At 70.0% G+C, this 16339-nt stretch carries 16 protein-coding genes and 1 pseudogene; 9 read left to right on the top strand and 8 right to left on the bottom strand.

What is annotated here, in order from left to right:
- Positions 1–375 (bottom strand): annotated as a pseudogene (locus ACWENQ_RS44510) (TrmH family RNA methyltransferase); the annotation flags it as partial.
- 285 nt (positions 376–660) lie between these two features.
- Between ACWENQ_RS44510 and ACWENQ_RS44505 the strand changes: the two are divergent.
- Positions 661–1101 (top strand): hypothetical protein, encoded by a 441-nt coding sequence (locus ACWENQ_RS44505; RefSeq protein ID WP_452419594.1) that lies wholly within the window; start codon positions 661–663, stop codon positions 1099–1101.
- Positions 1102–1183: 82 nt separating this feature from the next.
- On the opposite strand, the gene ACWENQ_RS44500 is transcribed toward ACWENQ_RS44505, so the two are convergent.
- Together ACWENQ_RS44500 and ACWENQ_RS44495 are read right to left on the bottom strand one after the other, a co-directional pair.
- Positions 1184–1354: a hypothetical protein gene (locus ACWENQ_RS44500; RefSeq protein ID WP_449929842.1), complete on the bottom strand. Its 171-nt coding sequence runs from the start codon at positions 1352–1354 to the stop codon at positions 1184–1186.
- Positions 1355–1656: 302 nt separating this feature from the next.
- Positions 1657–2589: an AraC family transcriptional regulator gene (locus ACWENQ_RS44495; RefSeq protein WP_449929840.1), complete on the bottom strand. Its 933-nt coding sequence runs from the start codon at positions 2587–2589 to the stop codon at positions 1657–1659.
- Between the two features lie 90 nt (positions 2590–2679).
- On the opposite strand from ACWENQ_RS44495, the gene ACWENQ_RS44490 reads away from it, so the two are divergent.
- The 3 genes from ACWENQ_RS44490 (at position 2680) to ACWENQ_RS44480 (ending at position 5357) form a co-directional block, all read left to right on the top strand.
- A complete protein-coding gene (locus ACWENQ_RS44490) occupies positions 2680–4299 on the top strand; it encodes an alcohol dehydrogenase catalytic domain-containing protein (RefSeq protein WP_452419593.1) in 1620 nt (539 codons plus the stop codon).
- On the top strand, positions 4296–4853 hold the full coding sequence (locus ACWENQ_RS44485) for an NADPH-dependent FMN reductase (RefSeq protein ID WP_452419592.1): 558 nt from the start codon (positions 4296–4298) through the stop codon (positions 4851–4853). The genes ACWENQ_RS44490 and ACWENQ_RS44485 overlap by 4 nt, the downstream gene beginning before the upstream one ends.
- Positions 4854–5180: 327 nt before the next feature.
- Positions 5181–5357 carry a hypothetical protein gene (locus tag ACWENQ_RS44480; RefSeq protein ID WP_449929834.1) on the top strand — a complete coding sequence of 59 codons (177 nt, stop codon included), beginning with the start codon at positions 5181–5183 and terminating at the stop codon, positions 5355–5357.
- 251 nt (positions 5358–5608) lie between these two features.
- Here ACWENQ_RS44480 and ACWENQ_RS44475 read toward each other — a convergent pair whose 3' ends face one another.
- Together ACWENQ_RS44475 and ACWENQ_RS44470 are read right to left on the bottom strand one after the other, a co-directional pair.
- Positions 5609–6229: a transposase gene (locus tag ACWENQ_RS44475; RefSeq protein WP_452419591.1), complete on the bottom strand. Its 621-nt coding sequence runs from the start codon at positions 6227–6229 to the stop codon at positions 5609–5611.
- Positions 6230–6375: 146 nt separating this feature from the next.
- Positions 6376–7005, bottom strand: coding sequence for a TetR/AcrR family transcriptional regulator C-terminal domain-containing protein (locus tag ACWENQ_RS44470; protein ID WP_452419590.1), 630 nt, complete (start codon positions 7003–7005; stop codon positions 6376–6378).
- Between the two features lie 334 nt (positions 7006–7339).
- Between ACWENQ_RS44470 and ACWENQ_RS44465 the strand changes: the two genes are divergently transcribed.
- From ACWENQ_RS44465 to ACWENQ_RS44455, 3 genes are all read left to right on the top strand, one after another.
- On the top strand, positions 7340–7873 hold the full coding sequence (locus ACWENQ_RS44465) for an alcohol dehydrogenase catalytic domain-containing protein (protein WP_452419589.1): 534 nt from the start codon (positions 7340–7342) through the stop codon (positions 7871–7873).
- 95 nt (positions 7874–7968) lie between these two features.
- A complete protein-coding gene (locus ACWENQ_RS44460; RefSeq protein ID WP_452419588.1) occupies positions 7969–8457 on the top strand; it encodes a DUF6326 family protein in 489 nt (162 codons plus the stop codon).
- Positions 8458–8903: 446 nt separating this feature from the next.
- A complete protein-coding gene (locus tag ACWENQ_RS44455; protein WP_449929824.1) occupies positions 8904–9107 on the top strand; it encodes a hypothetical protein in 204 nt (67 codons plus the stop codon).
- A gap of 30 nt (positions 9108–9137) precedes the next feature.
- Here the strand turns inward: ACWENQ_RS44455 and ACWENQ_RS44450 are convergent, their stop codons facing one another.
- Entirely contained in the window at positions 9138–12488 is a 3351-nt protein-coding gene (locus ACWENQ_RS44450; RefSeq protein ID WP_452419587.1) for a S8 family serine peptidase, read from the bottom strand.
- A 473-nt stretch (positions 12489–12961) separates the two neighbouring features.
- On the opposite strand from ACWENQ_RS44450, the gene ACWENQ_RS44445 reads away from it, so the two are divergent.
- Both ACWENQ_RS44445 and ACWENQ_RS44440 read left to right on the top strand, forming a co-directional pair.
- Complete coding sequence (locus tag ACWENQ_RS44445) at positions 12962–13933, top strand: Acg family FMN-binding oxidoreductase (RefSeq protein ID WP_449929820.1); 972 nt, start codon at positions 12962–12964, stop codon at positions 13931–13933.
- 232 nt (positions 13934–14165) lie between these two features.
- On the top strand, positions 14166–14576 hold the full coding sequence (locus ACWENQ_RS44440) for a hemerythrin domain-containing protein (RefSeq protein ID WP_452419586.1): 411 nt from the start codon (positions 14166–14168) through the stop codon (positions 14574–14576).
- Positions 14577–14619: 43 nt separating this feature from the next.
- Here ACWENQ_RS44440 and ACWENQ_RS44435 read toward each other — a convergent pair whose 3' ends face one another.
- Positions 14620–15816, bottom strand: coding sequence for an MFS transporter (locus ACWENQ_RS44435; protein WP_452419585.1), 1197 nt, complete (start codon positions 15814–15816; stop codon positions 14620–14622).
- Positions 15813–16322: a hemerythrin domain-containing protein gene (locus tag ACWENQ_RS44430; RefSeq protein ID WP_452419584.1), complete on the bottom strand. Its 510-nt coding sequence runs from the start codon at positions 16320–16322 to the stop codon at positions 15813–15815. Before ACWENQ_RS44430 ends, ACWENQ_RS44435 begins: the two co-directional genes overlap by 4 nt.
- Positions 16323–16339 lie beyond the last annotated feature (17 nt).

Below are 16339 nucleotides of genomic sequence, written 5' to 3'. Positions count from 1 at the left end.
GCTCATCGGGATGCACACCTGCTCGTCGGCCTCCCGCAGCCAGCGCGAGGACAGCCCGTCCCCCTCCGACCCGAGCAGCAGCGCCACCCGATCACCCATCTCGACAGCATCTATAGGTATGACCTTCTGATCAGGGGTCAACGCCAGCGACTGGAATCCCGCCGCGCGGATCTCCTCCAACCCCTCGTACCAGTTGTCCATCCGCGCGTAGGGGATGGCGAAGACGGCACCCATCGACACCTTGACCGACCTTCTATATAGAGGGTCAGCACAACGGGGCGAGAGGATGATCGCGTCAACCCCCAGAGCAGCGGCGCACCGGAAGATGGCCCCGACGTTTCCATGATCCACCAAATCTTCCAGGACCAGGATGCGAGAAGGGTGTTGTTTGGAGACCTCGACGTTTGCATGCGCGACCAGGTCGACATCGGGCCGGCCGCCGCGCGCCTCGCTCCACGACACCCGCGGCGATCGGACCAGGAAGCGGGGGCGCCCGAGTCGAGGTCGCGCTGCCGCATGGCAGCATTCTTATGAAGATCGGCATTCCTGTTACTCGCGGTGGGCGCCGCCGTGGAGCAGGCTGGCGGCAGCGCCTGACCCCGATGGCGAGGGTCCATGTCCGACGAACGAAGAGGAAGGACCCTCATGCCTTTCGCGCCCGTGCGTACACGTGCCGCTGTCTGCGTTCTGCTGCTGATGCTCTCGCTGAGCTCCTGCCGGGAAGAACCTGAGCGGCGGACCGCGCCGGCCTCCCCCACCACCGACCTCGCCGTCTCCACGTCGCCGGCACCCAGGAAGAGCGTGCCGGAGCGCGGGCCCGTGCTGGCGGGGCCGGGCACCGTGTGCGGTGAGATCCAGCCGCCCAACGGCGGCCCGATGGCCGCGGTCGCGATTCTCGAAGGACGCGCCGACTGCCGGGCGGCCGTTCGGACCTTCCGTTCCTATTACCGAGCCGACACTCCCAAGCAGGGCAGTGCGGGGGTGGCGACCGTCGGCGGGTGGCGTTGCGCCAGCAACTCCGCCGCTCAGGCGAACACCACCGGGCGGCTTTCCTCCTGCCGGAAGGCCGCCGCCACCATCGTGGCGGACGTCATCCCCTGACCGCCGCAGGTCCACGATCCGCCGATCAGCCTGACAGGGCTGTCCCGGGCGGGGCCACGGCCGGCGGCCCGCCGTACGGAAACTACGGTTCGCCCTGTGGCGGCGCCGTTCTGGGTGGCCGCTCCGGGCCCTGTTCCGGCGTGGACGTTGCGCGGTAGCCGAAGACGGCCGCCTCCAGCGCGGCCATGGCCAGCAGGAAGGCCAAACCCCCGACCGGGAGCGCCACCAGGATGACGAACGCCGTGGTGAGCATGCGCCCATCCCCCTCAGGCCTGCCTCTCCGCAGTCGTCGCTCTACCCGAACAAATCCGCATTAAAGGGACATCTATGTAGATAACCCCTCTTGTTCGCGGAGATAGCTGCGGAGGAGCGCCCAGCAGCAGACAGGGCGGCCGACGTCAGTCGGCGGCGAGAGGGCTCGCGGGCGGCCGGGCGGATGCCCCCGGGCCACCCTCCTGCGGCCGTGGCCGTAGGAGGGTGGAAGGGCAGGTCGACCGGCTCCCGCGGCCACGCTGGGCGTCTCGCCGAGCGGCGGCTTCGTCAGGGCATCCGGGGTTACGCCGCTGGGCAGCCCTGTCGGCGGTATTTGCCTGGGGCCGTGCCGTACTCGCGTTTGAAGGCGTTGGCGAAGGCGAACTCCGAGCCGTAGCCTACCGTGGCTGCGATCTCGCTCAGCGCGGCGTCGGAGTCGCGGAGCATGCGCGCGGCCGTGCCCAGCCGCCACCAGGTCAGGTAGGTCAGCGGCGGCTGCCCGACGAGCTGGGTGAACCGGCGGGAGAACGCCGCGCGGGACAGCCCGGCACGGCGGCCCAGCGACTCGACCGTCCAGGGGTGGGCGGGGTCGCGGTGGATGCCGTCGAGTGCGGTGCTGATGGCGGGGTCGGCCAGCGCGGCGGCCCAGCTGTCGACCTTGCAGTGCTCCGTCGAGGCGTCGAGCCAGGCGCGCAGGATGTACAGCAGCAGCATGTCCAGCAGTGCCGACACCACCGTGTCCGCGCCGGGCCGCGGGTCGTCGATCTCCTTGCCGAGCAGTTCGACGGCGGCGCGCAGCTCGGTGTTGTGCCCCACCCTGGCAGGCAGGTGGATCATCTCGGGCAGCCCTCTGAGCAGCGGATGCGCGCGGCTGGAATCGAGCTGGTAGCCGCCGCAGAGCGTGACGGTGACGGGCCCCGTGCCCTCCATGGAGGCGGACGCGAACAGCTCGGCCTCCCCGTACGGGTCGCAGTCGGGTTCGGCGATCGGGCTGGTGGGCGAGTCGGCCAGCGCGTAGCCGTGCCCGTGCGGGAAGAACAGCACGTCGCCCGTGCCCACGGGGATCGGTTCGTCCTCAGGCGGGACGGCCCAGCACGACCCCTGCAGCACCACCTGGAAGCCCGCCGAGCCCGGGGCTGACGGGAACCGGAGACCCCAGGGCGCCGACCATTCGACCCGGGCCGATCGCGGCCGGCCCATCCGCATCGAGGCGATCACGTCGCTCAGCACGTCCACGGAACCAAGTCTAGCTACGAAGACGATGGCGTATGAATCGGAGATGGAAACGTATTGGCTGTCTTCCACCGGCCTCCTACGGTTGACGGCATGACAAGAGTCCTGGTCAGCGGGGCGACCGGCACGATCGGCCGCCCGCTGGTGACCCAACTGGAACACGCGGGCGCCGACGTCCGCACGGTGACGAGGCAGTTGACCGACCCGGCCGCGCTCCGGGCGGCTCTCGACGGCGTGGACGCGGTCTTCCTGCTGTGGCCGTTCGCCTCGGCCGAGGGCGCCCGCGAGGTGCTGGAGCTGATCGGCGCCCGGCGGGTGGTCTACCTGTCCTCGGCCGCCGCCCGCCCGCACGAGGTCGAGATCGAGCGCCTGATCGCCGGGACGGCGCGGGAGTGGACGGTGCTGCGCCCCCACGCGTTCGCGGCCAACACCCTGCGGTGGGCCGAGCAGGTCCGCGCGGGCGTCGTGCGGCAGCCGTACGGCGAGGCGACCCTTGCCCCGATCCACGAGCGGGACGTCGCTGCCGTCGCGGTGCGCGCGCTGCTCGACCAGGGGCACCACGGCGCGGTCTACACGCTGACCGGACCCCGGCCGCTGACCCGGCGCGAGCAGGCGAGCACGATCGGCGCGGCGATCGGCCGGCCGCTGCGCTGGGAGGAGGAGCCTCCGGAGGAGTCCAGGCAGCGGCTGCTCGGCCTGGGCCTGCCGCCGGCGGCCGTGGACGAGATGCTGCGCGGTCTGGCCGAGCCTGGCCCGACCACCAGGACCTTCCAGGAGATCACCGGAGCGCCCGCGAGCACGTTCGAGGCGTGGGCGAGCGAGCACGCCGCCGGCTTCCTCGGCACCATGCGGGCCGCCCGCATCCACGAGTACGGCGACGCCTCGGTGATCTCGCTGGACGAAGTGCCGGTGCCGAGGCCCGGGCCGGACGAGGTGCTCATCAGGGTGGCCGCGACCTCGTTCAACCCGTCGGAGGTCGGCCTGCGCATGGGCCTGTTGCGGGACGTGCTCCCCGTCACGCTGCCGTACACGCTCGGCTTGGACGTCGCGGGCACCGTGGTCACCGGGGCGGGTGACTTCGCGCCTGGCGATCGGGTGATCGGGCTCATCGACGGGGCGGCGGCGGAGTACGCGGTCGCGCCGGCCGGCCTGCTGGCCAGAGCGCCGGAGCGGATTCCGCTGGCGGACGCGGCGGCCGTCCCGGTGGCCGGGCTCACCGCGTGGCAGGCGGTCTTCGAGCACGCCCGCATCGGTCCCGGCAGCCGGGTGCTGATCAACGGGGCCGGTGGCGGTGTCGGGTTGTTCGCGGTCCAGCTGGCCAAGCACGCGGGGGCGCACGTGGTGGCGACGGCGAGCCCGCGCAGCGCCGCGGCCGTACGCGCGCTGGGCGCCGACGAGGTCGTCGACTACACCAGCACCGGCCTGCCGGGCGGCAGCGACGTGCTGATCAACCTGGTGCCGGGGGTGCCCGCGTCGGTGACCGGGCTGGCCAGGCGGTTCGTCTCGATCACCGAGCCGATCGAGCATCCGCGTGCCGTCCGGTTCGTGGCCCGCAACGACCCGGGCCAGCTGGCCGAGCTGGTGGCGCTGATCGACAAGGGCGTGGTGAAGGTCGAGGCGGACGCGCGCCCGCTGGAGTCCCTGCCGGACGTGCACCGTGCCGCCGAGCGCGGCGCTGTTCGCGGAAAAGTCATCCTGAAGGTAGAGAAATGATCAGAATTGGCATCATTGTCGGCAGCACGCGGCCGGGACGCAACGGCGAGGCCGTCGCCCGATGGGTCCACGACCACGCGGTCAGGCGCGGCGACGCGCACTACGAGCTGGTCGACCTGAAGGACTACGACCTGCCCCACCTCGACGAGCCGCTCGCCGCTGCCACCGGTGTCTACGAGCACCCGCACACCAAGGCCTGGTCCGGCACCATCGGCGGCCTCGACGGCTTCGTCTTCGTGACACCCGAGTACAACCACTCCACCAGCGGCGCGCTCAAGACCGCCATCGACTTCCTGTTCGCCGAGTGGCACGACAAGGCCGCGGGCGTGGTCGGCTACGGCGTCAGCGGCGGTGTCCGGGCGGCCGAGCACCTGCGGCAGGTGCTCGGCCAGGTCAAGGTGGCCGATGTGCAGGCGGCCGTGGAACTGCACCTGCACGCCGACTTCCAGGACTTCACCACCTTCAAGCCCGCCGCGCACCAGGACGACATGCTGAGCAAGCTGCTCGACCAGGTGGTCTCGTGGAGCACGGCGCTGCGACCGCTCAGAGCGTGAGGTGCCGCGTCACCGCCGCCGGTGGCGAACGACCTCATCCGACGCTGACGTGTTCGTGACAGAACCGCCTGCTTCCTTGACCAGGAGGCGGGCGGCTCCCCATGTGCGTGACCGTCGCCATTCCCGGCGAATACTCGCGCATGTGATACGTCAAACAAAGGTCTGCGCATGCCCCTTTATCGGAAATCCACAGCGGTCGCGGAATAGGGGCCTCGACCACATGGTTGCAACGCTTATCACGAAATAACCGGATTCATCACACAATTCCGGGACACCAGCCCGGGTCTCACACCCAGGGCACAATTGATTCGACATGGAGTGATCTCGATGACCAGCCTGAAGCACGTTCTCGCAGCCGGAACAGTAGCGATGTTCGCCCTCGCCGCACCCGTGACGCTGGCCGCCCAGCCCGCCGGTGCCGCCACCGTGCCCGCTCACGTGGTCCAGCTCGACGGCGGTGGCAGCGCCAACGGCGCAGCCAATGGCAGCAGCGGCATCCACTGACAAAGGATGAACATTCGCAACCCAAGAAACAATTACCGAAAAGGTGAAAACCCGCCGGCAGAGAAACGCAGAGGCGTCGGAGGCCATGCCTCCGACGCCTCTTTGCATTCCTGTCGCCGGCGGTCGACATCATCCGCGAGTGACGCAGGAAAACGGGCCCCGAGGAATCGGGGCTCTTCGCATGGAATCATGCGGCCACCAGGGCCCTTCGCCGACGATCGCGGGTGCATGAACCTTGATGTCAGAGTGCGTTACGTGAGCTGACGCCCTTTTCTGATTCCGTAGGTCTGCTCGACGACCCATCGTTTCGGCTGGGGCACGAAGCCTTTGTCGGCGGGGTTGCGTCCGACGATGTCCACGGCGATCCCCAGGCTGGCGCCATGGGCGACGACCGTGTCCTTGAACCCTTGGTCGACCAGCGCTTCGGTCACGCTGCCCTCGGTGACGACGGCGGCCTGGTCCAGCGGGGCGATCCCGGCCGTGTTCTCGTGGGCTGAGGCCGCGAGCACGACGACCGCGATGACCAGGCCCAGCACGTCTACGGCCAGGCCTCGCTTGCGTCCCGGCACCTTCTTGGCGACGTCCCGGCCGGTCGCGGCGGCGGGGACGCCAGCCGCGACGTGGACGCTTTGGGCGTCCAGTACGACCAGGCTCGGGTCGGCTGATCGGCCCTTCTTCTCGCGCAGGTGCCAGCGCAGCAGGTCATGGATCGTCTTTTCGGTGCCGTCGTCGCGCCATTTGGCGAAGTAGTAGTACGTCGCGCCCTTGGGCGGCAGATCGTGCGGGATCCCTGGTAGCGGATCGCGTTGACGATCTCCCGCAGCGCGTAGTTGCCTTCGAGGCCGCTGACCGAGGGGTGCGCGGCCTTCCATGCCGTGAGGACCGGTTCGATCAACGCCCACTGAGCGTCGGTTAAGTCGCTCGGGTACGGCTTGCGCTCAGTCACCGCGCCATCCCAGCACAACTGGACCCGCAGACTGGCGGTAACACTACAAATCCACACGATCACATAACGACATCACGGATGGAGGCTCACGTGAGGCACTCTCAGAGGCTCGAGGGCGGCTAGGACGAGGTCGAGGCCGAAGGTGAACTCCTCCGCCGGGTCGTAGCCGGCAGCGGCGAGCACCGCGGCGGACTCGTTGAGGTAGGGGAACTCGTCAGGAGGAAGCTGGGGCAGGAAGACGTCCTCGGCCATGTCCGCGAACTCATCGGCGGTGTCGAACGGCAGGCTGGCTTCCTGCAGGGCGAAACCGTAGACGTAGCTGTCGAGCAACCAGTTGGCGTGCGTCGCCATCAAGACCGGGAAGCCGGCCCTCCGCAGGCAGGCGGTGACCGCTTCGCGGTGGCGGAGGTTCGCGGGCCCCGGCGATGTCCGCGACTCCATCAGGCCGATCGCCCACGGGTGGCGTGCGAGAACCTGTCGGGCGGATACCGCCCGACGTCGCATCGCTGACTGCCAGTCTGTCTCTTCAGGCGGGAGCTCGATCTCCTCGAACACGACGTCGATCATGGCGTCCAGCAACTCCTCCTTGCTCGCCACGTAGTAGTAGAGCGACATCGCGCCCGCGCCGAGCGCGCGAGCCAGCCGGCGCATGCTCAGCTCGCCGACCCCCTCGCGGTCGGCGAGCCGAACCGCCTCGACCACCACCCGCTTCTTGCTCAGCCCCGCATCTGACGCGACCTGGCGTCGTTCCCTTGCAGACAACGGGTCTCCTCGCTCCCTCGAGTGGCTTGACAATCGTTCAGCGTACGGTCATGGTACAGCGTACTACTCGTAGTACAGCGTACGACGTACGATGTACGAACCAGCGAGAGTCGTAGCTCGGACGTGAGGAGGCTTCTGTGGGAATCGAACAGCGATCGAATGCCGGAGCACGCCTGGTGCCGAGGGCGAGTCCGGCCGGGGCGACGACGATGCGGGCCGCCCTCAGTGCTCGAGTCGTCCGGGGGTCGGGCTACCGCTGCCCGGTCGAGGCGATGTGCTCGTCCAGGTGGGCGCGGCCGCGGTACGTCCTGGGGACTACTTCGTCATGACCGGTGAGCCGTACGTGGCGCGCTTGGCGTTCAGGTTCCGCCGGCCGCGCCACGGCATCCCTGGCAGGGACCTCGCTGGCGTGGCGGCAGCGGTCGGGAAGGATGTCACCGCTCTCCGCCCCGGCGACGAGGTGTTCGGCCAGAGCACCGCTGGAACGCTCGCGGAGTCCGCCTGCGTCCCGGCGGACAACCTCTTGTCCGTGCCCGCCAACCTGTCGGTCGTGGACGCGCCGGCGGTGCCCACCTCGGCCATGGCGGCGTTGCGGGCATTGCGCAAGATCGCGAACGTTCGACCGGGCCAGACGGTGCTGGTCACGGGCACGTCGGGCGGCGTGGGCTCCTTCGCCGTACAGATCGCCAAGGCGTTTGGCGCCGAGGAGACGGGTGTGTGCAGCACCCGCAACGTCGACGAAGCAGCCGACGCCCTCCGCTACGTCGCGGCCGGCCACACCCGAGGAAAGGTCGTCGTCACCGTCTGACGACCGGACCGACGAGAACGACCCAACCCGTGCGTATGCACGCCCAACCTGCCGCCACTCCGGCGGACGGACCGCTCCTCTCGGAAGAAGAACCGATGACCATCCGAACGAACACCCCGAACCTGCTCGACAACCCGCCGATCCCCGTGCAGGCCAAGCTCGCCGCCGCATGGACCAGCTTCATGTTCCTCTACATCTACATCGACTACTTCCACCTCTACAAGCCTGGCACCGTCGACGACATCCTGGCTGGCGTCGTCTTTGAGTTCGACATCAGCCCGATGTTGTTGACCATTTTCACCGCGTCCGTGGCGATCCCGATCCTGATGGTGATGCTCTCCATGACGCTGCCCGCCCGGGTGAACCGCGCCACGAACCTCGTCGTTGCATTGCTCTACATCCCCTTCTCGGTGTTCAACGCGGTAGGGGAGTCCTGGGACTGGGCCCCCTTTTACGGCCTCTCCATCGGAATCGAGGTGCTGCTCCTGGCCTTCATCCTGCGCTCCGCCTGGACATGGCCTCGAACCCCCGCCGTCCCAGCCGGTCCCGCGACGACCGACCTTCGACAGGACCTTCGACAGTAGGTATCCGTGTAAGGCCCTACGGCGTGAAGCCCGCCGCCGCGGACACCGGGCCGACCGTGACCAGCTCAGTCGCGGTATACGCAGAGAACCTGCTCACGAGCGGTCCGGTGTCCGCGCCAGCCACCCTTGGTTCCGCCTGTCAGGACCGTCTGCGCGGTGGGCTGGAGGCGGGCGAAACGCCGGCCTCCAGCCCGCGGGCTCGCTCGAAGGCTGACACGCGGAATCCCCCGCCCGCCGTTCTCCGGCGGGCGGGGGCTCACATGTCGGGACACCGTCGACGCGACCCTGCCCGGCTTCCCCGGCCGTCACGGGCGACGCATCGCCCCTCTCCCATGTCTCGGGCGGGCTTGACGCGAGGAACGCCGGCTGCCGATTCTGGCTGTCATGAACCGTTCGGTGCGCCGCCGGTTCGTCGCCCGTGGGATCGACCCAGCCGCGCACGAGCCATGAAGGTCTCCTACATCGTGGCGATCGCCGTGCCCGTCGAGGAGTTCCGTGAGGCTCTGGCGGGCGTGGCCGGTGCCCGGTTGTCGCGGGAGCTCCGTCCAGGCCAGGTGGTCGTCGTGTGTGACGGGCCCGAGGTCGAACTGGCCGGCGTGCGCGGGGTGACCTGGGTCCGCAGGGAACGGCCCGAGCACCTCGACAGGTGAGGGGCCCGGCGGGCCGGGCCCCTCGGAAGGCTACTGCACGGTTATCTTGTCCACCTCGACGGTGATGCCCTTGATCTGCGGCGTGGACGTGGCGGTGGTGACCGAGCCGACGCCCGTCGCCACCCCCTTGATCCGCATCGTGTAGGTCAGCACCCCGCCGGGCGCCCCTGGCGTGCTGGTCACGCGCAGGTCGGTGGTAGGCGGTCCGGTGATCTGGGCGCCCGCCGTGCCTTCGTCGTTCTCGGCGCCGACGGTCAGGCCGGTGCCGGCCGGCGGTTCGCCGGGCAGGTTGGCGGGATCGTAGGTGTAGGAGATGTCCTCGGCCCCGTTGAGGCCGATCCACTGCTGGAAGACCTTCAGGCTGGTGGTGCCGAAAGCGTTGACCCGCCACTCCAGCACGAGCCACCGGTTGACACCGTCGCTGAGCGTCGCGGCGTAGACCCCGGGCGTGCCGGAGCCGTCGAGGTCCGTCCAGTAGCTCGCCAGGACGTTGTTCGGGCGGGCGGGGTCGGGCAGGGTCTGCGGCTGGAAGGTGACGTCCTCTCCGCTGGTGGTGCCGCCGACCACGCTGTAGCCGTTGGAGGTGATGCCGATGCGGTTGTAGGTCTTACCGGCGAAGACGAACGCCGGCACGGTGAAGTTCAGCGCCTGCTCGTCCCCGATCGGGCTGGGCGTGATGCCGAAGGCATCCAGCGGCAGGTAGCCGGCCGGGCTGGCGCCGGGCGCGATGGCGGGCTTGTCGGGCTGGCGGGCGGCCAGCGTCTGCTTGGCCGTGGCGATCTGGGCGCCGATCTTGGTGGCGCCGGTGACGGAGTTGAGGCGCAGCTTGCTGTCGAGCGTGCTGAGCGCGGTCACCTCGGCGTCGGCCAGGGTGTTGTTCTGGACGGTGACGGTGCAGACGGACTCGCCGGTGTCACGGGGAATCGCGGCCGGCGCGCAGGTCTGGTCGATCGGGACGGCGCCCTCCTTGCGGACGAAGGCCACCGGAAGGTGCAGATCCCGCTTGCCACCGACCTGCTTGAGGTTGACCTGGCCGAAATACTGTCCGTCCGGCAGTTCGGGCGCGGTGATCACCACGCTGATCCTGGCGCTCTTGCCCGGCTTCACGGAGATCAGCGGCGGCACGACCACGATCTTGGCGCCATCGACCGTGGTGCCGCTCGCGGTGTAGGTGAGCGTCTCGTTCGTGACGTTGGTGAGCGTGCGCTTGGCAGTGATGACGCCGGGCATGACCGGCGCATTGACCGAGGGCAGGTTGAGGTCGATGCGGTTGAGCGTGTCGGTCTGCGCGGCAAGGAAGTTGGCCGCGCTCTCGTCCATGGTCAGGCCGGGGTCACCGGCGCGGGTGAGGTCGATACGGCCGCCGCCGAAGTCGAACGGGTCCGCGGGGGTGGTCCGGTCCTGCTTGGTGACCTTGGTGGTCGCGGTGCTCTCCAGCGCCGACTTGACCTGTCCTGGCGTCCAGTCGGGGTGCAGGGCGAACACCAGCGCCGCCGAGCCCGCCACGTGCGGCGACGACATGGACGTGCCGGCGATCGCCTGGTAGAGGTTGCCCGGCGGTCCCTCCAGCGGGCTCTCGGGGGTGGGTGTGGTGCCGGCCAGGATGTGCAGGCCGGGCGCGGTCACGTCGGGCTTGAGGAAGTCGCCGCCGGGACCGCGCGAGGAGAACGTGGTCATGGCATCGCCCTGCCAGGTCGCCTTGGTGCCCTGAGTGAACGAGGCGGTGGCGCCGGGGTTGGCGGCCAGGAAGGCGCGCAGCGCGTCGCCGTCGGGCTTGTCCAGGTGGACGGTCGGGATCCAGTGGTTGTCGGTCATGATGTCGAGCGGGCTGGAGTTGTACAGCAGCATGCCGGCCGCGCCGCCCTGCTTGACGTTGAAGCTCTTCAGCACCCGGTTGGGGCCGCGCTCGCAGGCGACGATCTTCCCGGCGAACAGGCCCGCGGGAGCCGGCGTCGTGCACAGCGCGTTGGAGTACGGCGGAGCCGACGCCAGTACCACCGGCAGCGGCGCGTCGACGCCGCCCGTGACAGAGGCGCCCTTGACCGTGGCCGTCACGCCGCCCGCACCGCGCAGCGTGACCGTGGACTGGAAGGTACGGCTCTGCGTGGAGGCGGCCACCGTGGTGACCCAGGGGCTGAGGTGGTTGACCGTGCCCGCACCGGGCCCGTCGTTGCCCGCCGAGGCCGACACCAGCACACCGGCCGCGTAGGCGTCCAGGAAGGCCAGCTCCACCGGATCGCTGTAGGGGTCGGTGCCGCCGGAGATGGAGAAGTTGATCACGCGGACGCCGTCCAGGATCGCCCGGCCGACGGCCTGCGCGGAGTCGGACGGGAAGCAGCCCTCCGCGCCGCACACCTTGTAGACCGAGACCTGCGCGGCGGGCGCGATGCCGTGGATCGGTCCGCGGCTGATGCCCAGCGGGTTGGCGTCGGCCACCGGGCCGCCGGCCGAGGTGGTCGCGGTGTGCGTGCCGTGGCCGTTGGAGTCACGGGCCGAGTCAGGGTAGACCTCGCCGCCGAAGACCGCGTTGTACGTGTCCAGGTACGGCGCGCCGCCGATCAGCTTGTTGTTGCAGGCGAACACGTCGGGAGCCGGGGTGAGCGGGTTGTCGCCGAAGTCGCACACGCGGGGCGTGCCGTCCTTGGTCGGGCCCGGCGCGGGCAGGCCGCCGGGGTCGGCGAACTGCGGATGCTCGGGCCAGGCCCCCGAGTCCAGGATGCCGACGTTGACGCCCTTGCCGGAGGCGGCGCTGCCGCCGAGCTTGCTGTAGATCGCGGGCGCGCCGATGAAGGCGGGGCTGGAGTCGGTCAGCAGCTGCTCGGCCTTGTCGGCCTGGACGGCGGCCACACCGGGCAGCTTGACAAGAGTCTTGGCCTGGTCGGCCGGCAGCCGCAGCGCGATGCCGCCGTAGACGACCCGCAGTTTCTGGCCGACCTTCGCGGCGGGCAGCGTACGGCCCAGCGCCTCAAGGAACTCGCTCTCCACCTGCTCGATGTGCTTGCCGTACTTCTGGGCGTCGGCGCTGCGCACGTCCAGGGATCTGCCGGTCACCGCAGGGCTGGTACCGGGCAGGCCCTTCAGCCCGCCCTGGTAGGCGGCCAGCGAGTCGTAGTCCAGCTTGACCACGACGTTGACGGTGTCGTGCGTGGTGGCGCTGAGCACGGCCGCGTCGCTCCTGGCCAGCTTGCCGGTGGCCGACTTGGCGCCGTCCACCAGCTCGCCGCCCGTCACGGGGGTCGCCGTCCATTTCGCCTTGTCGGCGGGGGTGGGGGTGGGGGTGGGACCGGCGAGGGCGGGCGGAGCCGCGGACGCGACCAGGGCTAACGCGGCCGCCGAGGTGATCAGGAGCCTGATCGAGGGTAATTGGGGGTTGCTCGGCACTGAGAATCCTCCCTAGGGACTGCATGGACACCAGGAAGGCTCGTCACCCACCGCCGGGCAGGCCGGAGGGACCTCGACGACCCTCCCCGGCGGGTGAAACGTGAACGGGCACCCGGTCAGGGCACCCGATCATGACTCGGAGACTAATTCGAAGTCGGGATTTGGCCTATAGGGGGAAATTGCCAATCTTGCGCGGCATGTCTGGCAGCTATCGTCACCGACCCCCGGGCACGGTGTGGCGCGCGGCGCGCCTCGCCGACGAGCAGACGGGCGCGCCGCGACCTGGCCGGACCGCCGTCGCCGCCTGCTGGTGACGAACGGTCATGGTTTTCGGGACCAAAGACCTTCGCCGAGCCAAGGACGGAGCGCAAGGCTCGAACCGTCGCGCCCGAGCATGCCTTCCCCGCCCGCGTGGCGTTGCCCTTCAGAAGCAGATGGCGTGGGCGCACCTGGGACGCAACGTGAGGAGCAGCATGACCAAGCCCTTCGACACCCGCTCGGGCGTGCGCCGCGTGATCGAGGCCGCCATCGCCGCGCCCTCGGTGCACAACACCCAGCCGTGGCTGTTCTACCACCTCAAGGACAGTGTTTCCGTGTACGCCGACCTCCGCCGCCGGCTGAAGGTCGTCGATCCCCTCGGGCGCTGCCTGGTCATGAGCTGCGGAGCGGCGTTGTTCAACATGAGGCTGTCCATCCGGATGAGCGGGTGCGAGGCTCGCGTCCTGCCGTTGCCCGCGCCGCGTTCGGCGCCCGATCTCCTGGCTGTCGTCCGTACCGCCCCGGGAGAGCCGCCGTCGGCCGAGGAGCGACGGCTGCATGCCGCGATCCCCTGTCGGCGCACCAACCGTTTTCCCTTCGACGATCGCTCGCTGCCTCCTCACGTCGTCGCCGATCTCGTCGCCGCTGTCCGCCAGGAGGGGGCGAGTCTCGTCATGCTGCGCGGCGGGGCGGCCCGTCGCGTTCTTGACATGATCGCCGCCGCCGATCGGGCGCTGTCCAGCGATGACGCGTACCGTGGCGAGCTGTCCCGCTGGACGGGCGACGGCCCGCGCGCGGACGGCGTTCCGAGCCACGCCTTCGGCCCGCGTCCGAGAGACAGCGGGTTCCCCATGCGCGACTTCAGCCTCGGGACCCGGCTGGAGGTGGCCGCCTACGAAGGCGATCCGCAGATCGCCGCCCTGTTGACCGGCGACGACGGCCCGCGCGACTGGCTGGCCGCGGGGCAGGCCCTGCAGCGGCTCCTGCTCACCGCCACCGCCCACGGAGTGTCGGCGTCGCTGTTCAGCCAACCGCTGGATCTCGGCGACGACCGGGACGGCGGGCTGCGGGCCGGGACGCCGGGCCAGGTGCAGATGCTTCTACGGCTGGGATACGGTCCACCGGTCCCGGCCGTGACGCGCCGTCCCCTCCACGAAGTCCTCGACGCACGGCCGTGGCGCCCCTGACGCGGCACCGTCCGCCATGGCAGTCCGTGATCCGTCGCAGCGAAGGCGGTGACCGCCTGGCCGGTGTCGGGATCTCCTGTCCCGACCACCCGGCGATTTCACGAGGGCCGAACGACCCTTCGGAACGGGTCTGTCGGCCCTGCCCGCACGCTGGACTGGCGGGCATCCTTGGCCACAAAACCACACGATGAGGTCAGAGATGTGCAATTACTGCGGATGTCGGGAGTTCCCGTTGATCGGGCAGCTCACCAGGGAGCACGTGGAGATCCAGGAGATCGCCGGCGCTCTGCGCAGGTCGATCAAGGACGGCCGCCACGACGAGTCCCTGGCGCTGCTGGACGCCCTGCTCGCCCGATTGGTTCCGCACACCGCCACCGAAGAGAGCGGGCTTTTCGCGGAGCTGCGAGCGGATGGGACGCTCGCCGGCGAGGTGGACCGCCTGTGCGCCGAGCACGCCGACATCCATGAGGCGCTCCTCGGCGTGAACCGGGCGGTCCCGGACTGGGCGCTGGTCCTCGCCGCCGTCCAGCGGCTGCACCGGCACATCGACAAGGAGGAGCACGGCCTGTTCCCCGCTGCCGCGATCATGCTCCCCCTTCCCGCCTGGGACAGGATCACCCCTGAACAGCTCGTTCCCGAATGACCGGCGAGGACAGGCAACGGGCACGAGCCCGTCCGCGGACTGTTCAGGCGCGCCGGCGGAGGACGAACCAGCAGTAGACGAACGCCCCGCAGGCCATGGTCGCCAGCAGCATCAGCCCGATGGCGTAGGAGCCGGTGGACTGGAAGATCAGGCCCATCACGATGGGCGGGAGGAAGCCGCCCAGACCGCCCGCGGCGCCCACCACTCCCGTGGCGCTGCCCACCATGGACCCGGGGACGCCACGGCCGAGCAGCGCGAAGACGGCGCCGTTACCCAGGCCCAGCGCGGCGGCCATGACGAGGAATCCCGGTGTGGCCACGACCATGACGGGGGCGAAGGAGACCACGATGGCGCAGCCGACCACGGTGGCCAGCACCGCCGACAGCACCTTCTCGCCGCCCATCCGGTCGGACAGCCAGCCGCCCACCGGGCGGGCGAGCGTGGCGAGCAGCACGAAACCGGCCGCCCTGGCGGCGGCGTCGGCGGTGGTCAGCCCGTACTCGGCCTTCAGGTAGAGCGGCAGGTAGACGCCGAAGGCGACGAAACCGCCGAAGGTCAGCGCGTACATGGCGGCCAGTTCCCGGGTGATGCGCAGCCTGGCCGCCGTCACGAACCTGGTCAGGAACGGCTCGGCGGCAGGCTGGGTTCCGGGCGCGTCGCGGCCCATCGCCAGGAAGGCCACACCGACGGCGACCATGGCCGCCGCGACCACGAAGAAGGGGGCCGGCCGGCCGTACTGAGCCGCGATCCACGGCGTCGCGAACCCGGAGATCGCGGTCCCGATGTTGCCCATGCCGAAGATGCCCAGGGCCAGGCCGCGCCGCTCGGGCGGGAACCACGCGCTGACGAACGGCACGCCGATGGCGAAGGTGGCGCCGGTCAGGCCCAGGACGAGCCCTCCGGCGAGCAGGGTGGGATAGCTGGAGGCGAAGGCGAGGAATATCACGGGGACCACGCCGAGGAGGCTGGCCACGGCGAACATCAGCCGCCCGCCGTACCGGTCGGTCAGGGCGCCCAGCACGATCCGGCCCAGCGAGCCGATGACGACAGGGACCGCCACCAGGATGGAGACCTCCAGCGGGGTCAGGCCCAGCAGTTCCTTGTACACCGGCCCCAGCGGGCTGAGCAGCGCCCACGCCCAGAAGTTCACCGCGAAGCCGGCGGTGGCCAGCAGGAGCGCCGTCGTCCTGCCGCTCGTGGCGGCCGTCGACGCGCCGGCGGGTGCCTGCACGGTTGTCATATCGTTCCTCCTGTGTCGCGCGCCCGGACCGTGCCCGCCCAGGTCAGAAGATCGAGGTTCTTCTCCAGGGCGGCGTCGCGGGCGGCGAGAACGTCGATCACCTGGTCGCATGACAGCGTCTCGGCCATGAGCGACAGCCCGTCACATTCGCCGACGTGCGACAGGACGCGCCGGGCGAGCTCGATGCCGCGCTCGGCCCGCAGCGGGTCGATCCGCGTGCGGTCGGCCAGTTCCAGCAGCCGGCGCACATCGCGGATGACGGCGTCGTGCTCGGCGAAGAGCCGGTCCACGTGTTCCTCGCCGACGACCGGCATCAGCCGCGGGAGGAGCGATTCCTCCTCGTAGCGGAAGTGCGGGCCGATGACGGCCGTCAGAGCCGCGACCGCACGCCGTGCGCGCGTCGTGTCGTGGGCGTCGAATGCGGCCATCAGCTCGAGGAGGTGGTCACGCGCGTCGCGGTGCTCCTCACGGAACGTCTCGGCGAAGTCGTCACACACAGCCACCACGGAACCCCTTCCCGTTC

The sequence above is a fragment of the Nonomuraea sp. NPDC004354 genome (assembly GCF_053602555.1).
The sequence above is the reverse complement of the archived record's forward strand: the minus strand, read 5'-3'. Positions and strand labels throughout refer to the sequence as shown.

Excerpts from the sequence above, each read along its gene's own strand:
- ACWENQ_RS44475 (WP_452419591.1), bottom strand. The coding sequence starts at position 6,229 with ATGGAAGGCCGCGCACCCCTCGGTCAGCGGCCTCGAAGGCAACTACGC.
- ACWENQ_RS44490 (WP_452419593.1), top strand. The coding sequence starts at position 2,680 with ATGACAAGAGTCCTGGTCAGCGGGGCGACCGGCACGATCGGCCGCCCG.
- ACWENQ_RS44480 (WP_449929834.1), top strand. The coding sequence starts at position 5,181 with ATGACCAGCCTGAAGCACGTTCTCGCAGCCGGAACAGTAGCGATGTTC.
- ACWENQ_RS44485 (WP_452419592.1), top strand. The coding sequence starts at position 4,296 with ATGATCAGAATTGGCATCATTGTCGGCAGCACGCGGCCGGGACGCAAC.
- ACWENQ_RS44455 (WP_449929824.1), top strand. The coding sequence starts at position 8,904 with ATGAAGGTCTCCTACATCGTGGCGATCGCCGTGCCCGTCGAGGAGTTC.
- ACWENQ_RS44500 (WP_449929842.1), bottom strand. The coding sequence starts at position 1,354 with ATGCTCACCACGGCGTTCGTCATCCTGGTGGCGCTCCCGGTCGGGGGT.
- ACWENQ_RS44460 (WP_452419588.1), top strand. The coding sequence starts at position 7,969 with ATGACCATCCGAACGAACACCCCGAACCTGCTCGACAACCCGCCGATC.
- ACWENQ_RS44445 (WP_449929820.1), top strand. The coding sequence starts at position 12,962 with ATGACCAAGCCCTTCGACACCCGCTCGGGCGTGCGCCGCGTGATCGAG.
- ACWENQ_RS44435 (WP_452419585.1), bottom strand. The coding sequence starts at position 15,816 with ATGACAACCGTGCAGGCACCCGCCGGCGCGTCGACGGCCGCCACGAGC.